Genomic DNA, 24019 nt, shown 5'->3' with positions numbered 1-24019 from the left:
TAATTTTATATCAAATAAAATGATATCGCAAACGACGAAAAAAAGTAACAATTTTTTCACAAATGTATATAAGTATTTCCTTCACATCTTTCTATGATACACCTTTCTTCTTATTTATATAAAGAAAAAAGGACTGGTAATTTTCCAGTCCTTTCCTTATATTTATTCACTTACCGGAAGTACAGCACCTTTATATTCTTTATTAATAAAATCTTGAATTTCTTTTGAATGCAGTACTTCTACTAGCTCTTTAATTTCTTTTTTCTTCTCGTCACCTTTACGAACTGCAATAATATTTGCATACGGAGAGTCTGATCCTTCAATCGCAATCGCATCCTTTGTTGGATTTAATTTTGCGTCAATTGCATAGTTTGAATTAATAAATAATGCATCACCTTCATTATTTTCATATAACTTTGGTGAAAGCCCAGGCTCTACATCTGTTTTAAACTTTAAGTTTTTCGGATTTTCTACAACATCTTTTACTGTTGCTTTCACAACATCTACTCCGTCTTTTAGTTTAATAACGCCGCCTTTTTGTAACAGTGCTAGCATACGGCCACGCTCCGCTACGTTATTACTCATAATCACTGTCCCGCCATCTGGTAAGTCTTTTAAGCTTTTATATTTCTTCGAATAAATACCCATTGGCTCTAAATGAATTTTTCCCGCGTTTACAATTTTATATCCTTTTTCTTGGATTTCTTTATCTAAATAAGGAATGTGTTGGAAGTAGTTCGCATCAATTTCCTTATCCGCTAACGCTTTATTTGGCAACACATAATCTTGGAATTTTTTAATTTCTAATTTAATTCCCTTTTTCTCTAATATCGGCTGTGCCTTTTCTAAAATAACAGCGTGCGGTACGTTAGAAGCTCCCACAACAAGCTTATTCTCCTCTTTCCCTCCGCAAGCAGCTAATGTAAATACAGACAACGCTGTAACAACTGACAATAGAATCTTTTTCATATGATGTCCCCTTCTCCCGTATAATTATGTAGTTATAAAAAAGGCTGGCATACACCAGCCCTTTTACAGCAATTATTCTTTTACAGGAACAACTGCCCCTTTATATTCTTTATTAATGAAGTCTTCGATTTCTTTAGAATGTAATACTTCTACAAGAGCTTTAATCTCTTTCTTATCTTTATCGCCTTTACGAACAGCTACTACGTTTGCGTATGGTGAATCATTACTTTCAATTGCAATTGCATCTTTTTCTGGGTTTAACTTCGCATCAATTGCATAGTTCGAGTTAATTAAAACCGCGTCGCCTTCTTTATTGTTATACACCTGTGGTAATAAACCAGGCTCAATATCCGTTTTAAATTTTAAGTTTTTCGGATTATCCGCGATATCTTTTGGAGTTGCTTTAACTGGATCCACCCCATCTTTAATTTTTAAAATGCCTTCTTTTTGTAAAATTGCTAAACCACGTCCATGATCAGCAACTGAATTACTCATAATAATTGTCGCTCCGTCTGGAAGTTCTTTTAAGCTCTTATATTTTTGAGAGTATACACCAATTGGCTCTAAATGAATCTTTCCTGCTACTTCAAAATCATATTTTTTATCTTTCATTTCTTTTTCTAAATACGGAATGTGCTGGAAGTAGTTTGCATCTAAATCCTTATCCGCTAACGATTTATTTGGTAATACGTAGTCTTGGAATTTTTTCACTTCTAATTCAATTCCTTTTTTCTCAAGTAACGGTTTTGCCTTTTCTAAAATTTCAGCGTGCGGTACGTTAGAAGCACCAACAACTAGTTTCTTTTCATCGTTATCTTTCCCGCCACAAGCAGCTAACCCAAAAATTGAAGTTGAAATCAGTGCTGTCAGTAATAATTTTTTCATTTGAAACATCCTCCCGTTTTTTATTATCGTTTATCTATTCGAGTCGTTACACGATCACCAATCCACTGAATGAAAAATACAACTAGTAATACACAAATTGTCGCAACGATTGTTACGTCGTTATTTCCTCGTTGGAATCCTTCTAAATAAGCAAGTGTTCCAAGACCACCAGCACCAACAACTCCCGCCATTGCTGTATAGCCTACTAAAGCAATTGTCGTAACCGTAATACCAGATACTAATGCTGGTAACGATTCTGGAATTAACACCTTCAAAATAATTGTGCTTGTTTTTGCTCCCATCGCTTTTGAAGCTTCAATTACACCTTTATCAATTTCACGAAGGGCGATTTCAACCATTCTCGCGTAAAACGGTGCCGCTCCAATAATTAAAGCTGGAAGTGCTGCACTCGCTCCAAGAATTGTTCCAAGCAGAATCTTTGTGAATGGGATTAATAAAATGATTAAAATAATGAACGGTATCGAGCGGAAAATGTTTACGAACGCTCCAATCGCCGTGTTAACCGCTTTGTTTTCCCATAAATTATCTTTCGCTGTCATAAAGAGTAACAATCCTAAAATGAGTCCTAAAACAAATGTGGCAAGAGCTGCGATTGCCGTCATATATAACGTTTCACCCGTTGCTGCTAACATTTGATTCCAATCAACATTTGTGAGTAATTTATCCATGTGCAATCACCTCCAGCTCTACTTGATCTTGATGTATTCCCTCTATTGCTTGCTGAATCGCTGTTTCCTCACCATTTAAATGAACAACTAAACTACCGTAAGAGCCGTTATTCGTTTGTGCAATATTTCCTTGCAAAATGCTAACTTCTATATCACTGCGTTGCATCAATCTTTGAAGCACTGGTCTTTCTACCGCTTCACCGATAAACTGCAAACGAACTACTTTACCATCTGGATATTTCTCAATTAAACTTTCAATCGTTTCATTTGTATCTTCAGAATCCGTTAACTGCTGTACAAATCGTTTCGTAATGTCTTGTTGCGGATTACGGAACACATCAAGTACTGGACCTGTTTCTACAATCTTTCCTTTCTCCATTACCGCAACGCGATTACAAATCTTTCGAATTACGTGCATCTCGTGTGTAATGAGTACAATCGTTAAACCGAGACGTTTATTAATATCTAATAATAGATCTAAAATTTGATCTGTCGTTTCTGGATCAAGAGCTGACGTTGCTTCATCACATAAAAGTACTTGCGGATTGTTAGCTAACGCTCTTGCAATCCCAACGCGTTGCTTTTGTCCTCCGCTCAGCTGAGATGGGTACGCGTCTCCTCTTCCTTCTAATCCAACAAGATGAATTAGCTCATCAACGCGTTTTCTTCTCTTCGCCTTATCAACACCTGCAATTTCAAGTGGGAACTCAATATTTTCACGTACAGTTCGTGACCAAAGTAAGTTGAAGTGTTGAAAAATCATTCCGATCTCTTGTCTTGCCTTACGAAGTTCGCTTCCTGTAATCGCTGAAATGACCCGATTCGCAATTGTAATTTGACCTGAAGTTGGTTTCTCCAACTGATTGAATAATCGAATTAAAGAACTTTTTCCAGCGCCACTATATCCGATAACACCAAATATTTCACCTTTCTCTATTTTTAAATTGGCATTATCTACAGCAGTGACATCACCGCTTTTTGCTTTATATATTTTCTTTACATTCTCTAATAGAATCATGGTGTATCACCCCTTTTTTGTTTAGGTCGACTCCGCAATTTTTTATTTTTGATGCGTATAGCCCACCGTTATCATTACTTTTATTATTTGAATGTCCTCCACATTCAAACAACAAAAAAACCTTTCCGCTTTAGAGAAGCAGAAAGGTTTATATGCGTATATAACAACATTATCCCTCTCTCTCATCTCTCAAAGCATTTGCTTTGCAGGAATTGGCACCATTTCAACATAAGTTGACGGTTGCCGGGCTTCACAGGGCACAGTCCCTCCACCTCTCTTGATAAGAGAAATCAGATTACATTTTCGTCTGATTTGTAATTTATGAAATTGTCTATATTTTATGAATTGAATTGTATCAATATCCACACACCATGTCAACAGAAATTTTCGTAAAAAACGAAACTTCAGAATTTTAAGCACCTACTGACATTGGTTTACATATATGAAACATCGATTCAATTAATAACATCGTTCGATACGTTCCCGAATATTGTATACGTCCATCGTCCATTAACGTTTGCAATCGTACATTGCCATTCACCAATTGTTTTACATCTTCTTCATCTACACAAACGATTTGCTCCGTTCCTCTTTCTTCTTTCAACAGTTCTATATAATCTCTTGAAATTTGTAACGAACAACTTTCATCTCCAAAGCGGAAATTAACAGTTTTTTCTCCTTGTCTTAAAAGCGGCTCTAAATGATATTGACCATTAGCGTAATTTACAAATGATTGAAGCAAAGAATATAATTCCACTCTAAATCACATCCTTCATATCACTTTCTATTACATACCATTCCCTCTCACTCAAGAGCAATCCTGTTACTTTCGCTCGACAAATACTGTAACCACCCTGCATCTCGACATATTTCCCAAGAAATATGTCGAGGCGGCAAAAACTTTGCCGCCTACTTTAATTCCGTATATAAATATTCAACCGAATGAAATGCATATATCTTCTTCATGAGTGTCCCATTTTCAAAAACAAGTAAACACGGTACACTTTCAATTCCATACTCTTTCGCGAAATGCGGAGCATAATTTAAATCTAACATCCCAATTTTCAAATCTTCAATTGTCATCTCAACGACTGTTAACATCTTTTTTGCTAATTGGCATGTTCCACACATTGGAGTATATACATATAACACTGTTTTTTCTTCATTCTCTATTAGGGCTTTAGCTTCGGCTCCTGTCCAGTCAATCACTTCTATCATTCCTTACCGTAAATATTCTGTATAAACGTCAATGTCAGCTCCCCATAATACATTTGCTAAGTGTGAAGATGGCGCTGTTGCCACTTCCCGGTACGAGCGATCAATATAAATATGCTCTGCTTGCGGAAATTCTTTTCGAAACTGTTTCCTTAACTTTTCTCCAGCATCATCAGCATCCACTAGCACATACACTTCCTTATCAAAAAACTGATCAACGAGCTCATCCATTTTCGACAAACCAATTGTACCATTTGTACAAACAATTTCCACCGGTTCACGAATAATAGATTCAATCTTTCTTCTATCTGATGTACCTTCTACAATAATGACTTTTTCTACATAAATCATATGTCATCACCCGATCACCATATACTATACAACCTTTAACTTAGTATATAGTATATTCGTTATTTTCATGTTGTTTCCTGTTTATTTTTGCAAAAGAAAAGCGCAAGCGGCTCGTTCAGATTGTGAGGGGGATGGAGCTTCTGACGTAAAGGCGCTTTTTGCCTTGCAGGAAGAAGCGAAGCCACCGAACAATCTAGCTGCTGGAGCTGGATCATAATGAAAAGCGCAAGCGGCTCGTTCAGATTACAAAGCCCCATGAAACCTTATCGAAAAACATTCATTCCCATAATAGCTTATTCATTTGCGCTCGTTTTTAAATGCATTATGTAACACAAAATAAAAAAGGACAGCACAAAGGCTGTCCTTCAGTCGACTATAATTAGTCTTGGTTTGTCATTTCTGCATATTTTTCAGCAGTTAATAACTTCTCAACTTGGCTTGCATCAGAAAGTTCAACTTTAACCATCCATGCACCCTCGTATGGAGATTCGTTAACAAGTTCTGGTTGGTCACTTAATTCTTCGTTTACTGCTACAACTTTACCGCTTACAGGTGCGTATAATTCAGAAACTGTTTTAACAGATTCTACGCTTCCGAATGGCTCGTCAGCTTCGATTGTTGCACCTACTTCTGGAAGTTCAACGAATACGATATCGCCTAGCTCACTTTGTGCAAAGTGAGTAATACCGATAACAACTTCATTACCTTCAGTTTTTACCCATTCGTGTTCTTCAGAGTAACGTAAATTATTTGGAATGCTCATGACTGTACCTCCAGTGAATGTATTAATTATGTAAAAATACCTTATTGGTACTTTTTCCACACACTTTCAAACTGCTCTTCGTTAAAACCAAGTGTTACCTTCGTTCCATCTGTTACAATTGGACGTTTAATCAACATGCCATCAGATGCTAAAAGCTCGTACATTTCGTCTTCACTTGCATCTTTTAACTTATCTTTCAGACCAAGTTCACGGTAACGCATTCCACTTGTATTAAAGAATTTTTTTAATGGTAATTCACTTTTTTCATGTAAATTACGTAAATCTTCTTTTGATGGTGGATTTTCAACAATATGAATCATCTCATATGCTACATCGTTTGCCTCAAACCATTTCTTTGCTTTTTGACATGTGCCACACTTTGGATATGAATAAAATGTTACTGTCATAAATTCACCTACTTTTTTACTAACCTTTACCTTTATCATATAGAAAACGTTTTATTATTTCAAACCATTATTCGCTAAACTTTTACTTATTTCGTGATAATTTTTAATAATCCTGCGAATTTTTCTTATTTTTCCGCCATTTGTTAAGAAAAAATAAATATATAAATTTTTTTAGATTCTTCTCTTATCACTCTCCGAACATATATCTTAAACAAACGTTTATTTAACCAGTTCAGCCTATAGTCACAAAACCCGGAAACACTTTACATGACAAAGGCGTACAGATGAAAGGAACTAACGATTTTGACCGTAGTAGTGAGCCCATAAAAAAGTTATTAAGCCTATCATCAATAAAGCAAAAGTAACTGCTCCTGAGAATATGAAATTCAAATTACTGACTGAAATATAAAAAGAAGTGCCCTTGCTTAGAAACAGGAGCACTTCTTTTTTATCATCAATCTAAAGGTAAACGTATCCTTTATTAAAGCAGAAATGTATACTTTTCTACTTTTTCGTAGTTTATTTAAACTCTTTGCGGAATCGCCACTAGCTTATTTACATCATTATCGTTAGCTGAGGTTAATTATATTTTTCTACGTACTACATAAAAAGCTAAGGAACCCATAATAATAGGTGCAACTAAACTAGAAGCATATGCACTAGTAATAGTAAAAAGAGAGAGTATAAATATATAGATAAGAGATAGTCCAATAAATACAGGAATTCCAACTCGAAACTTCCTACATTGTTTTATGTTCCTGTATAACACTTCTCCAATTAGGCAAGCTACAAGATCTAATACACTACCAAATATGATGAGAATTACAATAAATCCAACTATGTTAGGTAAACCATTCTCGTTAGAATAACTAGGATCCGAAATATACGGTATTAAGAACCATATAATAGTAAAAGTAAGCAGGCTTGCAGCATAACTAATTAAAAATTCCCTCAACGTAATCATCCCCATAAATTTCTAATATTATCTTCATTGTATGGCATAATGCTCTATCATTGATAGCAAGACTACCATCCACAAAATTGCTAATTGCATGAAATAAAAAAGACGCATTTAAATAGATGCGTCTTTTGGCGATGTTTCTTTTGTGAAATCATATAAAGCAATTGCGCCTAAAATAACCAATATACTTTCAGGGGCATCTAACAAAATAGTTCTCCAAGTTTCTGATACTGCCCATTTAATACCTGCCGCTGATTCAAGATATGTTTGAAAATAACTGATTGTAAAATCAATTACAAATAAACATACAAGTAATGTTAGACCGAATCGAATTAATTTCTTATTTTTAAACATGTAACACCTCTCAAAATTCATTGGATATTTCTAATTTTAGTTCATTACATATAAAAATCTCTATATTTAATTTTAACATACAAAAATTCTAAATAAATACAATATGCATATTTGCATATTTCGTGTATATTGAGGAATTACTGTTAATAAAAAAGCCCTACTAGTAACCTCATAAAAATGGAATCATTTGGACCATTATATAACCAATTCCTGAATGCAAAATAAAGGAGAAACCTTGTTTACAGGCTTCTTCCTCATCTATTCAAATAATCTGCAATTGTTTGAAATACGACGATATACATATTATGAATACTTTCTTCTGTATTTCCGCCATTAGATAAACCAACTGCCCATTGTTGTCCTTCACCACTTCCGATATTTGCAAACCCTTGCGTATACATCGCATTTATATCTTTTCGGGCACTGTTATACTCTATCCCTTTTGTAATAAAAATCGAATATGATTTATCTTGTAAACCGATAAAAAATACCGGTTTCTTTAGTGATGAAAATACATTTTTATATTGCTCTGTTGAGGCTTCTTGAAAGTGATCTTTCATTATTAGAAAACCATCTACTTCCTTAGATTTCTTTTCCAGTTCCTCTAACTTTATTTCCTCAAACTTTACATTCCTAAACGTATCTTTCGGTTTTTCTCCAACAACTCCAATTACGAGTGCTCTTCCGTTATATTCTAATTTCTCTCCTTCTTTATCCTTTGCACACCCAGCACTCGCTAGGCATATGAATATAAAAACTAAGAAATACGATAAACGCTTCATTCAGCACCCTCCCCTTCTTTTCAGTCAAGTGACAAAAACGTAAGGTTCATTCAAGAAAATGTAAGCAAAATCGATAGCCCAAATTACGTTTCTATATTATAATCAATTGAATTTACTTACATTACTAAACATAGGAGATTATCATGAAGAAATTTAAACTTTCATCTTTTCTTCCGTTAAGTTATATACTTCTACTCGTACTCGTAAGTCCCCTTTACGATGTATTAAATAAATCGACTGTACACGCAGTAGATGTCACAACTGTAGTAGATGATTGGATTCCATTTGTGAAAGCATTTATTATTCCTTATTTAATTTGGTTTCCTTACTTATACGGCGCACTTATTTATTACTGCTTTGCAGATCGAAAACAATATTATGTCACTTTAAGTAGTATCATTCTTGGAAAACTTGCTTGTTTTTCTATTTATTATTTTTGGCAGACAACTGTATCACGTCCAACCGTCGTTGGAACAGACGTATTTTCCGAACTAGTCCGCTATATTTATAGTATCGATCAACCGGTGAACTGTTTCCCTAGCATTCACGTTCTTACTACCTTTATCATTATGTTAGCTGCCTTTAGACGTAGAGAACAACATGCTTTTGAATATTACATTCTTACCTTCTTCGGTACGCTTATTATTTTATCAACGCTATTTACGAAGCAACACGCATTTGTAGACGCCATTTCTGGAATGACGCTTGCAAGCATACTCTACTTCGGCGTTCAGCTTTTATTAGCAAAAGAAACCGTACGTGTTCCAGTAAAACAAAATCATAAAATGTAAAAAGCAGACTGTGGCTTCTCAGTCTGCTTTTCTCTATATAAAAGGAGATTTTCAAGTTAAGATTGCGGTACAGTCATATCACCAGAGTGAATACGACCTGCTTTTTTAAGAGCAATGTAAAGTATATAAGAAACAGCTACTGGAATGACGATATAAGTGATTACCATCGCTGGGACAACTTCCCATCCTTCGCTGGAAATTAAATTAATTGGTGCGATAAGAGAACTTAATCCAAGACCTGCAATTTCTTTTCCTGCTTCCAGTTGGAAAATTAATGCGGATACTGGACCAACTATTGCACTGGCGACGACAGTTGGGACGAGAATTATTGGGTTTTTAGTAATATTTGGCAACTGTACTTTCGGAGTACAAAGTGCTTGAGCTAATATGCCACCTAAATTATTTTCTTTCGCTGAGATGACAGAGAATCCGATAAACTGAGCAACGCAGCCTGCAAGAGCAGCACCACCTGCAACACCGTCTAAGCTAAGTGCGATCGCTAACGCAGCTGATGAAGCTGGTGAGATAAGTAATAGTCCCCAAACGACTGCAATGACGATAGAAGCGATAAACGGGCTACCAGCTGAACTATCTTTAATGAATGCTCCAACTGCATTTAAAACAGGAGTAATATTATGAGATAACCAAATGCCGACTAAACCAGAACCTAATATTGCCGCAAATGGAACGAGCATCATATCTAACGCAGTTTTTCCACTTAAACGTTTACCAATATATACAGCTAAAGTCGCTGTTAATAATGCACCGATTGGCTCACCTGTTTTAATAATTAGACCTGCTTCAGTAATTGAAATGGATCCGGCACCAATCGCTCCAGCTACCATAGCTGAGAAGATTACAAGACCGTTTGCACCAAGCATAAAAGCAATTCCGGCACCAATGGCTGGTGCCATAAGTGATTTTGCAACAACTCCGATTGTAATAAGCAACGGAATATCAACAATTCTTCCTATATTTTCGATTAGTAAACCAATTCCAAGGGATACGAAAATACCTTGTGCGATTCCAGCTGATGCTTTAAATACACGAGACATTATATATTCCTTCATTTGTTTCACCTTCTCCTATAAGTTAGTAGCCAATTGTTTTCATATAATCACGTAAAATGTCGTTTGATTTTGCGAATCGAGATTCTTCATCCTCTGTTAAATTTAGTTCTACAATTTCTCTTATACCATCTCTAGTAATAATAGCTGGCACTCCTGTACAAATATCATATTCACCATACTCACCATCTAAAATAGCTGATACAGCAATGACACGGTGATCATCGTTAAAGATTGAGTTTGCAATATATGCTAGAGAATTTCCGATTCCGTAATAAGTAGTACCTTTTCGTTTATAAATTTCCCATCCGGCTTTTGCAGTCTTCTCAACGATTTCATCTAAATCTATTTCACTAAATCGTTCTTTTTGTTCTTCTAATATTTGCAGAATTGGTTTTCCACCAACAGTTACGTGTGACCAAGCAACCATTTGAGAATCACCATGTTCTCCTAATGAATACCCATGAATACTACGAGGATCTACATGTAACATTTCAGATAAAATTGTTCGTAAGCGAGAAGAATCTAGTGATGTACCAGTACCGATCACACGATTTCTAGGTAATCCAGATAATTTCCAAACTTGATATGTAATAATATCAACTGGGTTCGATGCAAGTAAGAAAATACCATCAAATCCACTTTCCATTACACCGCCAACAACACTTTCCATAATCTTTGCGCTTGCTCCTAAAGTATCTAAGCGACTTTGCCCTGGTTTTGGCGCTGGTCCTGCTGTAATAATAACAATGTCCATATCTTTGCAGTCTTCATAACTTCCTGCATATACTTTTGTTCTTGTATTTGTAAAGTTAATGCAGTGTGATAAATCCATTGCTTCCCCAACTGCACGTTCATGATTTATATCAATTAATAATAGCTCTTCGCAAATGCCTTGATTGACAATGGAATATGCACAACTTGATCCAACTAATCCAGTACCGATAATTGCAATTTTTCTTGTATGTCTTTTCATAGCAATCTCTCCTAATTGATCATATAATCTATTTCTTTTGTTCTTTACACCCCTAATTATAGAGATTCCCACGATAGAAACCATGGATACTTTGTGAAATATTGAGCAAAGTTTTTGTCCTTTTTGTGAATTGTTATATTCCATTTTCGTCATATTTGTTACAACTGGAAAAATATTTATTATGTATTTATTGACATATACAAAAAGAAAACGAGCGAATAGATTCGCTCGTTTTCTTTTTCCTGTTATTCCGCACTTAATTGGCTTTTTAATTGTTGTACAATCATCGGATTTGCAGGTGCTGCCGGTTTGTAATAACTCTTTTGCTTTGCATACTCATACATATTACGTTGGCGCATTTCATCTTGATTACGAATTTGGATTAACGTTTGGTGTAACTGTTCATTATCAGACTGAGCAATATAATTTGCATAACTTGTTAAACTTGCATTTAATCCTGCTAAATAATCATTTACCATATCTTTTTCATTCATCTTTCGCTTCCTCCTATCCTAAGAAAGTCATTAATTGTTGTTTCGTATTTCGTGCATCTTGCGCATCTTTTTGTAGCATTTGTTTCAGTTGTGGATCTGTACACGTCTGTGCATACTGCTCCAACTTGTTAATAATTGTTGCGTGTCCACCAATTAAATGACGTAAGTTTTCTACTTCAAGCTCTGTTAAGTTTTGCATAGGATACTCCTACCTTTCTTTATTCGTTCACTGTTAGTATTTAGTTATTTTTTGATTGTATACATGAATTAACTTTTTCACGTGCATACAAAATAAAAGATGAATAGCTAAGCTATTCACCTTTTATACTGGTTATGTATTTATTTTTATAGAGATACAATCATACTTATACTCACAAGTAAGTTCCATACAATGTGTAAAATAATACTAGGTATAATAGATTGCGTCTTTTTGTATAACATTGCAAATACCATTCCCATAATCGTTGCTGTAATTAGAAGCCCCCCATGAATAAGTCCAAAAATGAAGGAAGAGATAATGATACTAACTAAAAAATTATATTTCTTTTCTAAAAATCGATATAAAATACCCCGAAATAGAATTTCTTCTTTAACCGGCGTAATGATAGCAATACTTAACACATATATAATACTTTGTATGCTATTTCGAAGTCCTAAACCTCCTAATTGTTCCTTTTGTTCTGCTGCACTTTCAAAACTAAACACATGTAACATTAAATACTGTGATACTGCAATGATAATAAAACCAATTAATAGATATAAATATGTCTTCCCATTCTTCAAAACGGATACATCCCAAATGTATTTAATAAAATGAAGAACTGGTTTATAAGCTAATAAAACGATAGCAACAACAATTGCATCGAATAAGAGTAAATAATATCCTTCTAATTTAGTACTTAATGCTTCTTCTCCATAAATCTCAAAGGCTAAACCAAGAAATAATCCTCCTAGGAGCGAAATCCCTATAATCATTGCTATCATTACAAATAGATTTTTATATGCTATATTCTCGATTTTTCTTTCCACACTATACGCTTCTATCACTGTTTTACTCACAGTATCCCTCCAGTTATTCTCATTTATCCCATTAAAATCCCTTAATTTAAATATAAAGATAATATAACAAATTTTACAAAAAGAATAATATGCAATTTTACATATTATGAAAACTTTATATTTTATAGTTTTAGGAATAGAATTGCTATGCAATAATTATTATATGAAATTTCAAAAAAATATTTACTATCCACTATAACCCTCGCATCATATAAAACTTATTAGTTAAAGGAGCAATGAACATGAAAACACACGACTTCCTTACAGAAATCCAGAAGGGCTCTGAGCCTAGTCCCTATCAAGATCCCTTCGTATTCGGCTTCGTTTGCTTTTTCTTAGCAATATATACATTTTTCAAACCTGCAAAATAATATCATTTAACAAGAAAAAGCCTCTAAACCACTAGAGGCTCTTTCTCATCTAATCTTTTGGACTCATACGCACTAAAAAACCTTAGAATCGCTTCTAAGGTTTCCGGCTATCCATATTCAAGACACTATACTGATGAGCAACGAAAAAATTAATAATATAACTACCAACCCGCCGATTATTCTTGCTATAAATTTCTTTTGTTCGCCCGCACTTGAAACGATAAAACGGAAATATAATATACCACCTATCGCAATAAGAATACATTCCAATATGATACTAATAGCCGGAAATCTCCACAATCCAAAACCAAGCATAGGTAAATCCCCGTAATTGCCCGGAAGTAACGGCAAATCAGCACGGTGCACAAGTAAATCTAAAATCCAATGACTAAAAACTACAGCTCCAATAACAAAGCCATTTCGCTTTCCCCACAGCCTCGTACCGACTATTCCTGCAACAAAAGCAATAAACAGTGCTCCTATTAAAGAGTGTGTGTAATCCGCATGAATGATTGCTTCACCATAACTATTCCTATTAATAGGTTCAATTGTCTCTACTCCTAAAATATAAAGTGGCAAAAAAATGACATCCAACAATTGTGAGCTTAACATGAGAACCCAAAGTGGTAATTTAGGTGATTTGGCTTTTACTACTGCCGCTAAGCCAAAATGTCCTGCAAACATTTCACTTCACATCCTTTTGTCATTGTCCCTCCAGCAAATCAAAGCCTACTATATAAAAAGCATGCTCAGCGACAAATTCATGTTTTTCTCCTCTTATTCACTCTCTCATTCCACGTAATCCTTTAATAAACGTTTCCAACAATACATGTAAACTTGTATCTAAATCTAATGGCAGACCAAATCCGCCCTGCTGTTCAATCGACGCAAATCCATGACAAATACTTCTGAATCCACGTGTCGCATGAAGTGCATTCTCTCCTTCTAAGCCGTACTGTTGTAAAACTTGAAGACAAAGCTTTACAATTCCGTCACCTGCTTTTCTTACTTCTTCATCTCGTAAAAAAGTTGCTTCATACAGTCCAGGATGTTTACGTACGAATGCTACATACGCTTCTCCTAAAGCATGAATTGCTTCATACGTCCGTTTACCCTCGGCCGCTTCTTCCAGTTTGTTATACAGCTGTTTGATTCCGTAAATACCAAGATGTTTCCGTACATCTTGTAAACCTTTCACATGATTGTATAGCGAGGGTGAACGTACCCCTAATGTTTGCGCTAATGAAGCTAACGTTACTTCTTGTATTCCATTTGTATCTGCAATTTCTGCTGCTGTTTCTACAATTTTCTGTAATGTAAGTCCGATTCTCGGTGACATAAATTAACCCTCTTTTCTACTTTCTATATTCCGCTTCGCTTCCTTAATAGCAAGCTCTATAATAGCACCTGGATCCTTTATCATTTTCCCATGTCCTGCCGCAAGTAAGGAAGGCTCATATTCTCTTAACTTTTCTGCACTTTGTAATGATATTTCTTTACTCCACGTTGCCATCGCAGGAAACGGAAACCAAAATTTCATTTGTCCCGAAACAGCCGTACCTCCTCTTGTTTGAAATGCATCCCCAACAATAAGAGCTTTATTTCTTATATCAAGAAACGACATGGAGCCCGGTGTATGTCCCGGTGTCACAATAGCAAGCAGCGATCCAACTCGGTCACCATCTTCTAATAAAATATCAGGTACCGTTTTTATCTTTTTAGGTACACCGCCTTTTATTGGCGTATTTGGTTCATCCTTTTGTAATGTCGTATCTCCTTCTAACAGCTTTGCGTCCCGCTTAGAAATATAGACTGGAACATGAGGAATTACTTCCTTTAATGCGTCTAATGCACCGATGTGATCATCATGCGCATGTGTTAATACAATATTCGTAATTGGTTTTCCTATTTTCTCAGCCGCCTGCAAGATCCCTTTTGCGCTATATGGTAAAGCAGCATCAATTAAAGTTAAACCATCTTCTTCCTCCACAAAGTAACAATTCACAGGAAACACTCTTGGCAAAAATGACAATTGATATACCGTTTTTTCATGCATCATTCTCATATTCCCATCTCCCTCTTCACGAAAACTAATATCATTAGTTTTATTATACTAATGGTATTAGTTTTATGCCACTAAAAATTTCATTTTTTCAGAAAAAAGAACAGTAGCCGTATAAACGACTACTGTTCTTTAAAGGTATTAAACTGTATAACGCTCATCTTCTAAAATTTTCGCAGCAATTTCACGTTTCTTCGGAATTACGTTAAGTGGTGTGTGGCGAGTTAATTTACGTAATGATGATAACATCATGCGTAGCATGTCGCCGTTTTCAACTGCGATAAGTGTTTCTTTCGCATGTGCTTCGATTTCGTTGAATGCTTCTTGGCAGAATACTTCAGTGTATAACACTTTTTGTTTATTCTTTTCAAGACCAGTTGTTTTAATTGCTTTTTCTGTACGAAGAACAGCTGACTCCATTGCGTATAAGTTGCTTACGATGTCAGCGATATTCACAAGAATTTCTTGCTCTTTATCTAATGCTTTACCGTATTTTTGAGCAGCTAATCCAGCTACCATTAAGCCGATTTTCTTCGCGTTATTTACTAAATATTTTTGAAGTGCTAATGGCTCATCGCCTACTTCTTCTGGCATCATCATCATTAACTCTTCTTGTAATTTTTGTGCTTTTTGAAGAAGTGGTAATTCACCTTTCATCGCTTTACGTAAGAACGTACCTGGTACGATTAGGCGGTTAATTTCATTCGTTCCTTCGAAAATACGGTTAATACGAGAATCGCGATACATTCTTTCAATCTCGTACTCTGCCATAAATCCGTAACCACCGTGAATTTGAACACCTTCATCTACTGTATAGTCTAGTACTTCAGAACCGAATACTTTGTTTAAAGAGCACTCGATTGCATATTCAGCGATAGAAGCTGCTACTGCTTTACCGTCTTTTACTTCTTCTTCAGATAATGTGCTCATTCGGCTTTCGAATAAGCCTACTGTACGATATACAGAGCTTTCAGCTGCATATGTTTTTGCTGCCATATTCGCAAGTTTCTCTTGAATTAATGGGAAACGAGCGATTGGTTGCTTGAACTGTTGACGTTGGTTTGCATATTGTGCTGAAATTTCTACTGCACGTTTCGCAGACCCAACTGTACCAACACCTAATTTATAACGACCAATATTTAAAATGTTGAATGCGATAATATGACCTTTACCGATTTCACCAAGTAAGTTTTCTTTCGGTACTAACGCATCTTCTAAAATTAACGTACGAGTTGACGAACATTTAATACCCATTTTCTTTTCTTCTGGGCTTGTAGATACACCAGCGTAGTCTTTCTCTACGATAAATGCTGAGAAGTGCTCTCCATCAATTTTTGCGTATACGATAAATACGTCAGCGAATGCAGAGTTTGTAATCCACTGTTTTTCACCATTTAATACGTAATGTGTACCTTCTGCATTTAAACGTGCCGTTGTTTTTGCACCTAATGCGTCAGATCCTGAACCTGGCTCTGTTAATGCGTATGCAGCTAATTTTTCACCAGTTGCAAGTAATGGTAAATACTTTTTCTTTTGCTCTTCGTTACCGAATAACACGATTGGTAAAGATCCGATACCTACGTGAGCACCGTGAGTAATTGCAAAACCACCAGCGCGAGAGAATTTCTCTGCGATTAACGCTGAGCTTACTTTATCAAGACCAATTCCGCCGTACTCTTCTGGTACGTCAGCGCCTAATAAACCAAGTTCCCCAGCTTCTTTTAAAAGACGAACAGAACGATCAAACTCATGTTGCTCTAAATATTCAAGCTCTGGAAGAACTTCATTTACGATAAAGTCCTCTGTCGTTTTTGCAATCATTTTATGCTCAGATGAAAAATCTTCTGGCGTAAACACTTGATCAATCGTAATCTCATCTACTAAAAAGCTACCGCCTTTAACCGCACTTCCTACTGTTTTTTCCATGAAAATTTCCTCCCTCATATTTTCATAAGCCGCTTCTCTCATTTTGAAAGAAGCTGGCTCTCCCGTTTATTTTTTATAAACCTTTGTTGCTTCCATTCTTTGCATTGGTGACGTCTCGTTCTGAGCAAGCCGCTTCCACTTTTTTTATAATCCAGTTCCAGTGGCTAGAACAGTCGGTCGTTTCACCCCTTCCTGTGAGGCAAAAAGCGCCTCTTCGTCAGGGCTTCCAACGCCCTCCTGTTCTGAGCAAGCCACCTGCACTTTTTATCTAATCCAGTTCCAGCGGCTAGAATGTTCGGTGGTTTAGCTTCTTCCTACGAGGCAAAGAGCGCCTCTACGTCTGAAGCTCCATCCCCTCACATTCTGAGCAAGCCGCTTCCACTTTTTATAGTAATTCAAACACTCCCGCTGCTCCCATTCCGCCGCCGATACACATTGTTACGATACCGAATTGTTCGTTGCGGCGTTTCATTTCGTGAATAAGAGATAGTGTTAGTTTTGCTCCTGTACAGCCAAGTGGATGTCCAAGTGCGATTGCACCGCCGTTTACGTTTACTTTTTCTTCATCTAAACCAAGTTCACGAATAACTTGGATCGATTGAGAAGCGAATGCTTCATTTAGTTCGAATAAGCCAATATCAGATAGCTCTAAGCCAGCTAGTTTTAACGCTTTTGGAATTGCAGCGATTGGGCCAATTCCCATTACTTCTGGTGGTACGCCAGCTACTGCAAATGAACGGAATTTCGCAAGTGGCTTCATGCCATCGCTCACTGCCTTTTCGCGATCCATTAATAGTACAGATGCTGCCCCGTCACTCATTTGTGAAGAGTTACCAGCTGTTACAGAACCGCGAACGTTAAATGCTGGACGTAATTTCCCTAAAATGTCTAGCGTCGTTTCAGCTCTTACACCTTCGTCTTGCGTGAAAGTGATTGTTTCTTCTTGCAGTTTGTTATTTGCTCCAACAGTACGTAACGTTACATCTACAGGTACTGTTTCATCAGCAAAGTTCCCTGCAGCTAATGCTTTCGCAGCACGTTGATGACTTCTTACTGCAAATGCATCTTGCTCTTCACGAGAAATTCCATATTTCACAGCAACTTGCTCTGCTGTATGTCCCATACCCATATAATATTCTGGAGCTGCTTCTACAAGGCGACTATTCGGACGAACAACGTGTCCCATCATTGGAACTAAACTCATTGATTCCGCTCCGCCTGATAATACCGCTTCCGAGTGCCCAAGCATAATGCGCTCTGCTCCGTAAGCGATACTTTGTAAACCTGAAGAACAGTAACGGTTAATTGTAATAGCTGGAACATCGTAAGAAAGTCCTGCTAATCCGCCGATATTACGAGCCATATTTAAACCTTGCTCTGCTTCTGGCATCGCACAACCGAAAATTAAATCATCGATTGGTCCTTCATAATTCGCACGCTTTAACGTTTCTTTTACTACTAACGCCCCTAAATCGTCAGGACGAACTGTTTTTAATGAACCCCTCTTTGCTTTTCCAATTGGTGTTCTTGCTCCCGCAACAATGACAGCTTCTCTCATGAACGATATCTCCCCTCGTTATTAGTTACGTAATGGCTTTCCTTTTACAAGCATGTGCTGCATTCTTGCTTGTGATTTCATCTCACTTACTAAGCTAATAAATGCTTCACGTTCTACATCTAATAAATACTGCTCATCAACTTCTGTTCCGTACGGCACTTTTCCGCCTGCGATGACATATGCAAGTTTCTTCGCAATATGAAGGTCGTACTCTGAAATGTAACCAGATAAATGCATTGCTTCTGCACCAAGTGCAAGAGTTGCATATCCTGTTTCACCAACAACCGGTATCTTTTTACGAATCGGTGCTTTATAACCAGCTTCATATAAAGCAAGTGCTTTCTGTTTCGCATCGTATAGTAAGTGATCACCATTCACACTAATACCGTCTTTATCACCTAAGAAGTTATGAGAAACCGCTTCTTGTCCTGAAGTTGAAACTTTCGCCATTGCGACTGTTTCGAACACTTTATTTGCAACTTTTTGTAGATCAAATTCTACGCCGTTTGCCATTTTATTTAAGTGTTTAATGTATAGCTCTTTATTACCGCCTCCGCCAGGGATTAAGCCAACACCAACTTCTACTAAGCCCATATACGTTTCACTAGAAGCTTGAATGCTCGCTGCTGGTAAGCAAACTTCTGTACCTCCGCCAAGCGTCATACCATATGGCGCTGCTACAACTGGCTTAGAAGAGTATTTAATTTTCATCATTGCATCTTGGAAGTTTTTCACAACTAACTCAATTTCAAAGTAGTTGTCGTCTTGTGCTTCCATTAAGATCATTGCTAAGTTCGCACCAACGCAGAAGTTCTTCGATTGGTTACCGATAACAAGACCTTTATAATTCTTTTCTACTTCATCAACAGCGTAGTTAATCATTTGCGTAATATCCATACCGATTGCATTGCTCTTCGAATGGAATTCTAAACAAAGGATGCCGTCGCCTAAATCGATTAAGCTCGCTCCACTATTTTTCTTTAATACGCCGTTTTTCGCTTTTAATTGTTTAAGAGAAATGGCCTTTTTATTACGCTCAATTAACTTATATTCGCCATTATCGTAATAGTAGCTATCTCCGTTATCATGTTTGTAGAAAGTAGTGAAACCTTTCTCTAACATTTCTTTCACCCAAGTCGGAACAACTACGCCGTTTTCTTCCATCTTTTGAACGGACTTTTCAACGCCAATTGCATCCCAAACTTCAAACGGTCCTTGCTCCCAGCCGAAGCCCCACTTCATCGCTTGGTCAATTGCAACGATATCGTCAGCAATTTCTTTATGAAGTTTTGCAGAGTATAAAAGAGTTGGTGTAATGATGTTCCATAACAACTCTCCTGCGCGGTCTTTCGCGTATACAAGCGCTTTCAATTTATTCGATAAACCTTTTTCTTGTTTACTTAACTCGATCGATGCAGCTTTTAATTTTTTGCGAGCTTCGTACTCCATTGTTTCTGGATTTAATTCTAGAATTTCTTTTCCTTGTTTTAAGAAGAAGCCTTGACCTGTTTTGCTTCCAAGCCATTTTTTATCAAGCATGTCATGCATGAAAGCTGGTACTTTAAATACATCGCGCTCTTCTTCTTGTACGTTTTCATATACGTTATTTGCAACGTGTACAAATGTATCTAAACCGACAACATCTAATGTACGGAACGTTGCGCTCTTCGGACGACCAATAAGTGGGCCTGTTACAGAATCAACTTCCCCAATGCTATAGCCGCGTTTTACCATCTCTTGAAGAGTTACTAATAAACCATACGTACCGATGCGGTTTCCAATAAAGTTTGGTGTGTCTTTCGCGATAACAACGCCTTTTCCAAGAACGTCTTCGCCAAATAGTTTCATGAAGCTTAATACTTGTGGATCAGTTTCTTTCGTCGGTATTACCTCTAGAAGTTTTAAATATCGTGGTGGGTTAAAAAAGTGTGTTCCTAAGAAGTGTTTCTGGAAGTCGTCTGAACGACCTTCTGCCATTTTTTCAACTGAAATGCCTGACGTATTCGAGCTTACGATAGAACCCGGTTTACGAACAGCATCTACTTTTTCAAATAGTTTCTTTTTAATATCTAAGTTTTCAACTACTACTTCAATAATCCAATCTACATCAGCTAGACGCTCAAGGTCATCTTCTAAGTTACCTGCTTCAATCAGTGCTAAATTTCCTTTCACTGTCAGAGGAGCTGGTTTTTGCTTTAATAGTTTTTGTAGTGCAGTATTACTAAAACGATTTCTCACACTTTTATGTTCTAATGTAAGTCCCTTCGCTTCTTCTTTCGTAAGCGCAGGTGGTACAATATCAAGCAATAATGTCGGAATACCAATATTAGCTAAGTGTGCCGCAATTCCTGAACCCATTACGCCTGAACCTAGAACAGCAGCCTTTTTAATTTGGAACATCCAATTCTCCCCCTATTCTTGAATGAATGCTCATTCAATTTTTCGACATAAGTCGCAATCAATGAGTGAGCCTCTACTAATAAATATATGATACTGTTTAAATTTTCGCAATATATTTATTGATAAAATTTTCTGAAATAAATATTTTTCTTTTATTTGCCCATGCTATATATGTATTTTCTTCACTAAAATACACTTTCCCTTTTTATAATCTGACGAAACTGGAGGAATATATATGGCAAAACTTAAGAAGAACCCTTCAAAGGCTGGAATTAGCGCAGCAAGTGTGACAGGAAACGCTGGACCAACTGATCGAGGCGTGGAAAAAGGACGTCAAGGTAATAACCAACAATATAAGAAGCATAATATGGGCGAAAAATAACGCTATATTTTTGGGCAGAGAACGTGGCATAATGGGTAATGGCTGCTTTTTCTGCCCAATTTATTTGTAACAAATGAGGGAATTATAATGAAACGAACAATAGTTATGATTGTAATGATTGCCACACTATTTACAGGGATGATTTTCTTCTCTTACGCACAAAGACAACAAGCTGTAAGAGCCGATCAACCTAGCATCACTGGGCAATACGGGATTACAATCGATGCAGACACAGGTGAAATTTTGTATGGCAAACGAGAAGACGAACGCTCTTATCCGGCTAGTATAGCCAAAATGATGACAACGCTTCTTTTACTAGAGAATGTAAAAGAGGATGAGGAAATTACAGTTACAGAAAACGCAATTAAAACAGAAAGTCAAAGTAAGAAAATTAAACTTCGTGCTGGGGAAAAGTTAAAACGTGATGAGGCATTAAAACTGATGCTTATCATTAGTGCAGATCCAATAGCTGAATCCATCGCAGAACATATCGCAGGATCAAAAAATGAATTTGTAAAAATGATGAATGCTAGAGCGAAGGAACTTGGTACAAAGCATGCGACTTTCAAAAACGCAAGTGGTGCTGATGCACTAGGAAACAAAGTATCACCATATGACATTGCTATAATTACGAAAGAAGCATTAAAGTACCCAGTTGTTTTAGAATATATGAATTCAACGCGTACAACTCTACATACTTCAGAACGCTCTCCAAAGATTGCAAACTATGGACGAGAAGAACTATATGACGATCCATATGCAATTGGAAGTAAAAGCGGTCTATCAGCACTCGGAAAATATACAGTCGTAACAGTAGATGAGAAAGACGGTAAACGCGTCATTAATGTTGTATTATCTTCTACTCGCAAGCAACTGTATCCTGATACGAAGAAAATGGCACATTACGCATTTCAGCAATTAAAATAACCAAGGAGTATTTTCTCCTTGGTTATTTTTTAACCATACCTTTTAATACGAACGCAACGTTTGCTGGACGCTCTGCTAGACGACGCATGAAGTAGCCATACCAGTCGTTTCCATAAGGTACGTAAACACGCATTTTGTAACCTTCTTTTACTAGCTCAAGTTGACGCTCATTGCGAATACCATATAACATCTGGAATTCAAATTGATCCCTTGGAATGTTGTGTTCTTCGGCAAGTTTTTTCGTATATTCAATAATCGCTTCGTCATGTGAAGCAATTGCAGTATAATTTCCATTTAATAAGTGCATCTTAATAATCTTTTTATAATTGTCATCTACATCTTTCTTGTCCGGGAACGCCACTTCTTCAGGTTCTTTATAAGCCCCTTTTACAAGACGTAAATTAGGATTATAAGCATTTAAATCCTCAATATCTTTTTCTGTACGATATAGGTAAGCTTGAATAACAGTACCGATATTATCGTACTCAGATTTTAATTGTTTAAAGATATCGATTGTCTTTCCGCAACGTGTATAATCTTCCATATCAATTGTAACGAATACACCATTTTCTTTTGCAGCTTCTAAAATGCGGCGCATATTGTTCATTACAATTTCATCAGAGATATCTAATCCCATAGAAGTCATCTTTAAAGAAAGTTGCGAATCCAAACCTTCTCTTCCAATAGCACGGATTGCTTCAATCGATTGGTTAGCCATTTCATTTGCTTCCGCTTCATTATCAACGAACTCCCCTAAATAATCGATTGTTACACAAAGTCCTTGCTTGTTTAATTGTTTAATAGCTGCTGTCGCTAATTCAATTGTCTCCCCTGCGACAAAGCGACCTGCACCAAAGCGTAAACCGTACTTTTTAGCCAGTTTTGTTAGCGCTTTATTTTTAGATAAGAAAAGAAACGAATTTCGCATTAATTGTTCCATGTAATTCACCCCTATGACTTGATTTATCTGTTTTTTACCCCTCTTCGAAATTATATCATTGTTTAAAATTATTGGATACAAATAATTATTTAGATAATTTATAAAATACTATAAAAACATTTAAAAACCTATATTCTCGCTTATAAATATGCCTGAAATATTTTTCGACATTTAGAAAAATAGAGTTTAATAGGCACAAAATAAGCATGCCGAAAATATTCGACATGCTTATAAAATCCTTTATATTCCATGTAAATTATATGAGGATATTAATAGAGAAAACTTGAGATTATATTTATCCCAAGTTTTTTTTTATTGTTCATTTCTCTTTTCTTCATTCAGCCTTTTAATATCAGTAATTAACTGCACCATCTCTTCTTTCGCATCGGGATAAGTCTCATTCCAGTGCTTCACTAAAGCCGGCATCGTCTTCGCTATGTAAGAATACAGTGCCCACTTCTGTACCTGTTCTTTTCTCTCTTCATTGCTCTCTCCAAGTAATAGTTCCGTGTATTTCTCTAATAACCCGTCAAATTGTTCGTTAAATTTTTCACTCATCTTATCTACCTCCTATATGAAAAAAGCAGCGAAGATCGCCATAGCCATCAAGTTAAGAAAATGAATAAAATTTAACTAAATGGGTCATCCTTCCATGCATACCGCATGGAAGGA

General features: G+C 36.4%; 29 protein-coding genes and 1 riboswitch. Of the genes, 4 read left to right on the top strand and 25 right to left on the bottom strand.

The genetic code is table 11. The features are described from left to right. Positions 1 to 162: 162 nt before the first annotated feature. From metQ (PDQ33_RS19480) to PDQ33_RS19450, 7 genes are all read right to left on the bottom strand, one after another. Positions 163 to 969: a methionine ABC transporter substrate-binding lipoprotein MetQ gene (gene metQ / locus PDQ33_RS19480; protein ID WP_000722401.1), complete on the bottom strand. Its 807-nt coding sequence runs from the start codon at positions 967 to 969 to the stop codon at positions 163 to 165. Positions 970 to 1041: 72 nt separating this feature from the next. Then, positions 1042 to 1854, bottom strand: a complete 813-nt coding sequence (metQ, locus tag PDQ33_RS19475) for a methionine ABC transporter substrate-binding lipoprotein MetQ (RefSeq protein WP_000735115.1) — start codon at positions 1852 to 1854, stop codon at positions 1042 to 1044. Positions 1855 to 1877: 23 nt separating this feature from the next. Then, positions 1878 to 2543, bottom strand: coding sequence for a methionine ABC transporter permease (locus PDQ33_RS19470; protein ID WP_061131761.1), 666 nt, complete (start codon positions 2541 to 2543; stop codon positions 1878 to 1880). After that, positions 2536 to 3561, bottom strand: a complete 1026-nt coding sequence (locus PDQ33_RS19465) for a methionine ABC transporter ATP-binding protein (protein WP_000601777.1) — start codon at positions 3559 to 3561, stop codon at positions 2536 to 2538. The genes PDQ33_RS19470 and PDQ33_RS19465 overlap by 8 nt, the downstream gene beginning before the upstream one ends. 179 nt (positions 3562 to 3740) lie before the next feature. After that, positions 3741 to 3848, bottom strand: a riboswitch (SAM riboswitch). Between the two features lie 125 nt (positions 3849 to 3973). Next, entirely contained in the window at positions 3974 to 4318 is a 345-nt protein-coding gene (locus tag PDQ33_RS19460; RefSeq protein WP_046198702.1) for a hypothetical protein, read from the bottom strand. Positions 4319 to 4470: 152 nt separating this feature from the next. Beyond that, entirely contained in the window at positions 4471 to 4779 is a 309-nt protein-coding gene (locus PDQ33_RS19455; RefSeq protein WP_074543853.1) for a thioredoxin family protein, read from the bottom strand. Between the two features lie 3 nt (positions 4780 to 4782). Beyond that, positions 4783 to 5127, bottom strand: coding sequence for a toprim domain-containing protein (locus tag PDQ33_RS19450; RefSeq protein ID WP_000640869.1), 345 nt, complete (start codon positions 5125 to 5127; stop codon positions 4783 to 4785). A 67-nt stretch (positions 5128 to 5194) separates the two neighbouring features. On the opposite strand from PDQ33_RS19450, the gene PDQ33_RS19445 reads away from it, so the two are divergent. Further along, positions 5195 to 5344 (top strand): hypothetical protein, encoded by a 150-nt coding sequence (locus tag PDQ33_RS19445; protein ID WP_001974357.1) that lies wholly within the window; start codon positions 5195 to 5197, stop codon positions 5342 to 5344. Positions 5345 to 5506: 162 nt separating this feature from the next. Here PDQ33_RS19445 and gcvH read toward each other — a convergent pair whose 3' ends face one another. The 5 genes from gcvH to PDQ33_RS19420 form a co-directional block, all read right to left on the bottom strand. Continuing rightward, entirely contained in the window at positions 5507 to 5890 is a 384-nt protein-coding gene (gene gcvH, locus PDQ33_RS19440; RefSeq protein WP_000026900.1) for a glycine cleavage system protein GcvH, read from the bottom strand. 41 nt (positions 5891 to 5931) lie between these two features. After that, positions 5932 to 6297: an arsenate reductase family protein gene (locus tag PDQ33_RS19435; protein WP_000218967.1), complete on the bottom strand. Its 366-nt coding sequence runs from the start codon at positions 6295 to 6297 to the stop codon at positions 5932 to 5934. Positions 6298 to 6880: 583 nt separating this feature from the next. Further along, complete coding sequence (locus tag PDQ33_RS19430; protein WP_001206595.1) at positions 6881 to 7252, bottom strand: hypothetical protein; 372 nt, start codon at positions 7250 to 7252, stop codon at positions 6881 to 6883. A 117-nt stretch (positions 7253 to 7369) separates the two neighbouring features. After that, entirely contained in the window at positions 7370 to 7612 is a 243-nt protein-coding gene (locus PDQ33_RS19425) for a DUF3937 family protein (protein ID WP_000475829.1), read from the bottom strand. Positions 7613 to 7866: 254 nt separating this feature from the next. Then, a complete protein-coding gene (locus PDQ33_RS19420; protein ID WP_061131763.1) occupies positions 7867 to 8394 on the bottom strand; it encodes a hypothetical protein in 528 nt (175 codons plus the stop codon). A 143-nt stretch (positions 8395 to 8537) separates the two neighbouring features. On the opposite strand from PDQ33_RS19420, the gene PDQ33_RS19415 reads away from it, so the two are divergent. Then, positions 8538 to 9185 carry a phosphatase PAP2 family protein gene (locus tag PDQ33_RS19415; protein ID WP_061131764.1) on the top strand — a complete coding sequence of 216 codons (648 nt, stop codon included), beginning with the start codon at positions 8538 to 8540 and terminating at the stop codon, positions 9183 to 9185. 56 nt (positions 9186 to 9241) lie between these two features. Here PDQ33_RS19415 and PDQ33_RS19410 read toward each other — a convergent pair whose 3' ends face one another. The 11 genes from PDQ33_RS19410 to PDQ33_RS19360 all read right to left on the bottom strand — a co-directional run bounded on the left by PDQ33_RS19410 (position 9242) and on the right by PDQ33_RS19360 (position 21098). Continuing rightward, a complete protein-coding gene (locus PDQ33_RS19410) occupies positions 9242 to 10255 on the bottom strand; it encodes a PTS transporter subunit IIC (RefSeq protein ID WP_000666167.1) in 1014 nt (337 codons plus the stop codon). A 22-nt stretch (positions 10256 to 10277) separates the two neighbouring features. After that, entirely contained in the window at positions 10278 to 11228 is a 951-nt protein-coding gene (locus PDQ33_RS19405) for an L-lactate dehydrogenase (protein ID WP_061131765.1), read from the bottom strand. 245 nt (positions 11229 to 11473) lie between these two features. Further along, a complete protein-coding gene (locus PDQ33_RS19400; protein ID WP_001002987.1) occupies positions 11474 to 11722 on the bottom strand; it encodes a spore coat protein in 249 nt (82 codons plus the stop codon). Between the two features lie 13 nt (positions 11723 to 11735). After that, on the bottom strand, positions 11736 to 11921 hold the full coding sequence (locus tag PDQ33_RS19395) for a hypothetical protein (protein WP_001180555.1): 186 nt from the start codon (positions 11919 to 11921) through the stop codon (positions 11736 to 11738). Positions 11922 to 12067: 146 nt separating this feature from the next. Then, positions 12068 to 12781, bottom strand: a complete 714-nt coding sequence (locus PDQ33_RS19390; protein ID WP_270756464.1) for a CPBP family intramembrane glutamic endopeptidase — start codon at positions 12779 to 12781, stop codon at positions 12068 to 12070. A gap of 488 nt (positions 12782 to 13269) precedes the next feature. Continuing rightward, positions 13270 to 13836: a hypothetical protein gene (locus tag PDQ33_RS19385; protein WP_061131766.1), complete on the bottom strand. Its 567-nt coding sequence runs from the start codon at positions 13834 to 13836 to the stop codon at positions 13270 to 13272. A 97-nt stretch (positions 13837 to 13933) separates the two neighbouring features. Then, a complete protein-coding gene (locus tag PDQ33_RS19380; RefSeq protein ID WP_061131767.1) occupies positions 13934 to 14491 on the bottom strand; it encodes a TetR/AcrR family transcriptional regulator in 558 nt (185 codons plus the stop codon). Between the two features lie 3 nt (positions 14492 to 14494). Then, complete coding sequence (locus PDQ33_RS19375) at positions 14495 to 15217, bottom strand: MBL fold metallo-hydrolase (RefSeq protein WP_061131768.1); 723 nt, start codon at positions 15215 to 15217, stop codon at positions 14495 to 14497. Between the two features lie 138 nt (positions 15218 to 15355). Then, entirely contained in the window at positions 15356 to 17140 is a 1785-nt protein-coding gene (locus PDQ33_RS19370) for an acyl-CoA dehydrogenase family protein (RefSeq protein ID WP_000416296.1), read from the bottom strand. Between the two features lie 385 nt (positions 17141 to 17525). After that, complete coding sequence (locus PDQ33_RS19365; RefSeq protein ID WP_001206325.1) at positions 17526 to 18698, bottom strand: acetyl-CoA C-acetyltransferase; 1173 nt, start codon at positions 18696 to 18698, stop codon at positions 17526 to 17528. Positions 18699 to 18719: 21 nt separating this feature from the next. Continuing rightward, positions 18720 to 21098: a 3-hydroxyacyl-CoA dehydrogenase/enoyl-CoA hydratase family protein gene (locus PDQ33_RS19360; RefSeq protein ID WP_270756461.1), complete on the bottom strand. Its 2379-nt coding sequence runs from the start codon at positions 21096 to 21098 to the stop codon at positions 18720 to 18722. Between the two features lie 235 nt (positions 21099 to 21333). On the opposite strand from PDQ33_RS19360, the gene PDQ33_RS19355 reads away from it, so the two are divergent. Together PDQ33_RS19355 and PDQ33_RS19350 are read left to right on the top strand one after the other, a co-directional pair. Continuing rightward, a complete protein-coding gene (locus PDQ33_RS19355; protein ID WP_001096347.1) occupies positions 21334 to 21480 on the top strand; it encodes a YuzL family protein in 147 nt (48 codons plus the stop codon). 87 nt (positions 21481 to 21567) lie between these two features. Further along, complete coding sequence (locus tag PDQ33_RS19350) at positions 21568 to 22407, top strand: D-alanyl-D-alanine carboxypeptidase family protein (RefSeq protein ID WP_000831472.1); 840 nt, start codon at positions 21568 to 21570, stop codon at positions 22405 to 22407. 22 nt (positions 22408 to 22429) lie between these two features. On the opposite strand, the gene PDQ33_RS19345 is transcribed toward PDQ33_RS19350, so the two are convergent. Continuing rightward, the gene (locus PDQ33_RS19345) at positions 22430 to 23347 is read right to left on the bottom strand and encodes a proline dehydrogenase family protein (protein ID WP_000436772.1); all 918 of its coding nucleotides are present in this window, start codon (positions 23345 to 23347) and stop codon (positions 22430 to 22432) included. Positions 23348 to 23659: 312 nt separating this feature from the next. Further along, positions 23660 to 23905 (bottom strand): YusU family protein, encoded by a 246-nt coding sequence (locus PDQ33_RS19340; RefSeq protein ID WP_001290594.1) that lies wholly within the window; start codon positions 23903 to 23905, stop codon positions 23660 to 23662. Positions 23906 to 24019 lie beyond the last annotated feature (114 nt).

It is taken from the genome of Bacillus cereus group sp. Bc031 (genome assembly GCF_027716265.1).
In the GTDB taxonomy this organism is placed as follows: Bacteria; Bacillota; Bacilli; order Bacillales; family Bacillaceae_G; genus Bacillus_A; species Bacillus_A paranthracis.
The sequence above is the reverse complement of the archived record's forward strand: the minus strand, read 5'-3'. Positions and strand labels throughout refer to the sequence as shown.

Coding starts and splice junctions, on each gene's coding strand:
- metQ (WP_000722401.1), bottom strand. CDS start 969: ATGAAAAAGATTCTATTGTCAGTTGTTACAGCGTTGTCTGTATTTACA.
- metQ (WP_000735115.1), bottom strand. CDS start 1,854: ATGAAAAAATTATTACTGACAGCACTGATTTCAACTTCAATTTTTGGG.
- PDQ33_RS19470 (WP_061131761.1), bottom strand. CDS start 2,543: ATGGATAAATTACTCACAAATGTTGATTGGAATCAAATGTTAGCAGCA.
- PDQ33_RS19465 (WP_000601777.1), bottom strand. CDS start 3,561: ATGATTCTATTAGAGAATGTAAAGAAAATATATAAAGCAAAAAGCGGT.
- PDQ33_RS19455 (WP_074543853.1), bottom strand. CDS start 4,779: ATGATAGAAGTGATTGACTGGACAGGAGCCGAAGCTAAAGCCCTAATA.
- PDQ33_RS19450 (WP_000640869.1), bottom strand. CDS start 5,127: ATGATTTATGTAGAAAAAGTCATTATTGTAGAAGGTACATCAGATAGA.
- PDQ33_RS19445 (WP_001974357.1), top strand. CDS start 5,195: ATGTTGTTTCCTGTTTATTTTTGCAAAAGAAAAGCGCAAGCGGCTCGT.
- gcvH (WP_000026900.1), bottom strand. CDS start 5,890: ATGAGCATTCCAAATAATTTACGTTACTCTGAAGAACACGAATGGGTA.
- PDQ33_RS19435 (WP_000218967.1), bottom strand. CDS start 6,297: ATGACAGTAACATTTTATTCATATCCAAAGTGTGGCACATGTCAAAAA.
- PDQ33_RS19425 (WP_000475829.1), bottom strand. CDS start 7,612: ATGTTTAAAAATAAGAAATTAATTCGATTCGGTCTAACATTACTTGTA.
- PDQ33_RS19420 (WP_061131763.1), bottom strand. CDS start 8,394: ATGAAGCGTTTATCGTATTTCTTAGTTTTTATATTCATATGCCTAGCG.
- PDQ33_RS19415 (WP_061131764.1), top strand. CDS start 8,538: ATGAAGAAATTTAAACTTTCATCTTTTCTTCCGTTAAGTTATATACTT.
- PDQ33_RS19410 (WP_000666167.1), bottom strand. CDS start 10,255: ATGAAGGAATATATAATGTCTCGTGTATTTAAAGCATCAGCTGGAATC.
- PDQ33_RS19405 (WP_061131765.1), bottom strand. CDS start 11,228: ATGAAAAGACATACAAGAAAAATTGCAATTATCGGTACTGGATTAGTT.
- PDQ33_RS19400 (WP_001002987.1), bottom strand. CDS start 11,722: ATGAATGAAAAAGATATGGTAAATGATTATTTAGCAGGATTAAATGCA.
- PDQ33_RS19395 (WP_001180555.1), bottom strand. CDS start 11,921: ATGCAAAACTTAACAGAGCTTGAAGTAGAAAACTTACGTCATTTAATT.
- PDQ33_RS19385 (WP_061131766.1), bottom strand. CDS start 13,836: ATGTTTGCAGGACATTTTGGCTTAGCGGCAGTAGTAAAAGCCAAATCA.
- PDQ33_RS19380 (WP_061131767.1), bottom strand. CDS start 14,491: ATGTCACCGAGAATCGGACTTACATTACAGAAAATTGTAGAAACAGCA.
- PDQ33_RS19375 (WP_061131768.1), bottom strand. CDS start 15,217: ATGAGAATGATGCATGAAAAAACGGTATATCAATTGTCATTTTTGCCA.
- PDQ33_RS19370 (WP_000416296.1), bottom strand. CDS start 17,140: ATGGAAAAAACAGTAGGAAGTGCGGTTAAAGGCGGTAGCTTTTTAGTA.
- PDQ33_RS19365 (WP_001206325.1), bottom strand. CDS start 18,698: ATGAGAGAAGCTGTCATTGTTGCGGGAGCAAGAACACCAATTGGAAAA.
- PDQ33_RS19360 (WP_270756461.1), bottom strand. CDS start 21,098: ATGTTCCAAATTAAAAAGGCTGCTGTTCTAGGTTCAGGCGTAATGGGT.
- PDQ33_RS19355 (WP_001096347.1), top strand. CDS start 21,334: ATGGCAAAACTTAAGAAGAACCCTTCAAAGGCTGGAATTAGCGCAGCA.
- PDQ33_RS19350 (WP_000831472.1), top strand. CDS start 21,568: ATGAAACGAACAATAGTTATGATTGTAATGATTGCCACACTATTTACA.
- PDQ33_RS19345 (WP_000436772.1), bottom strand. CDS start 23,347: ATGGAACAATTAATGCGAAATTCGTTTCTTTTCTTATCTAAAAATAAA.
- PDQ33_RS19340 (WP_001290594.1), bottom strand. CDS start 23,905: ATGAGTGAAAAATTTAACGAACAATTTGACGGGTTATTAGAGAAATAC.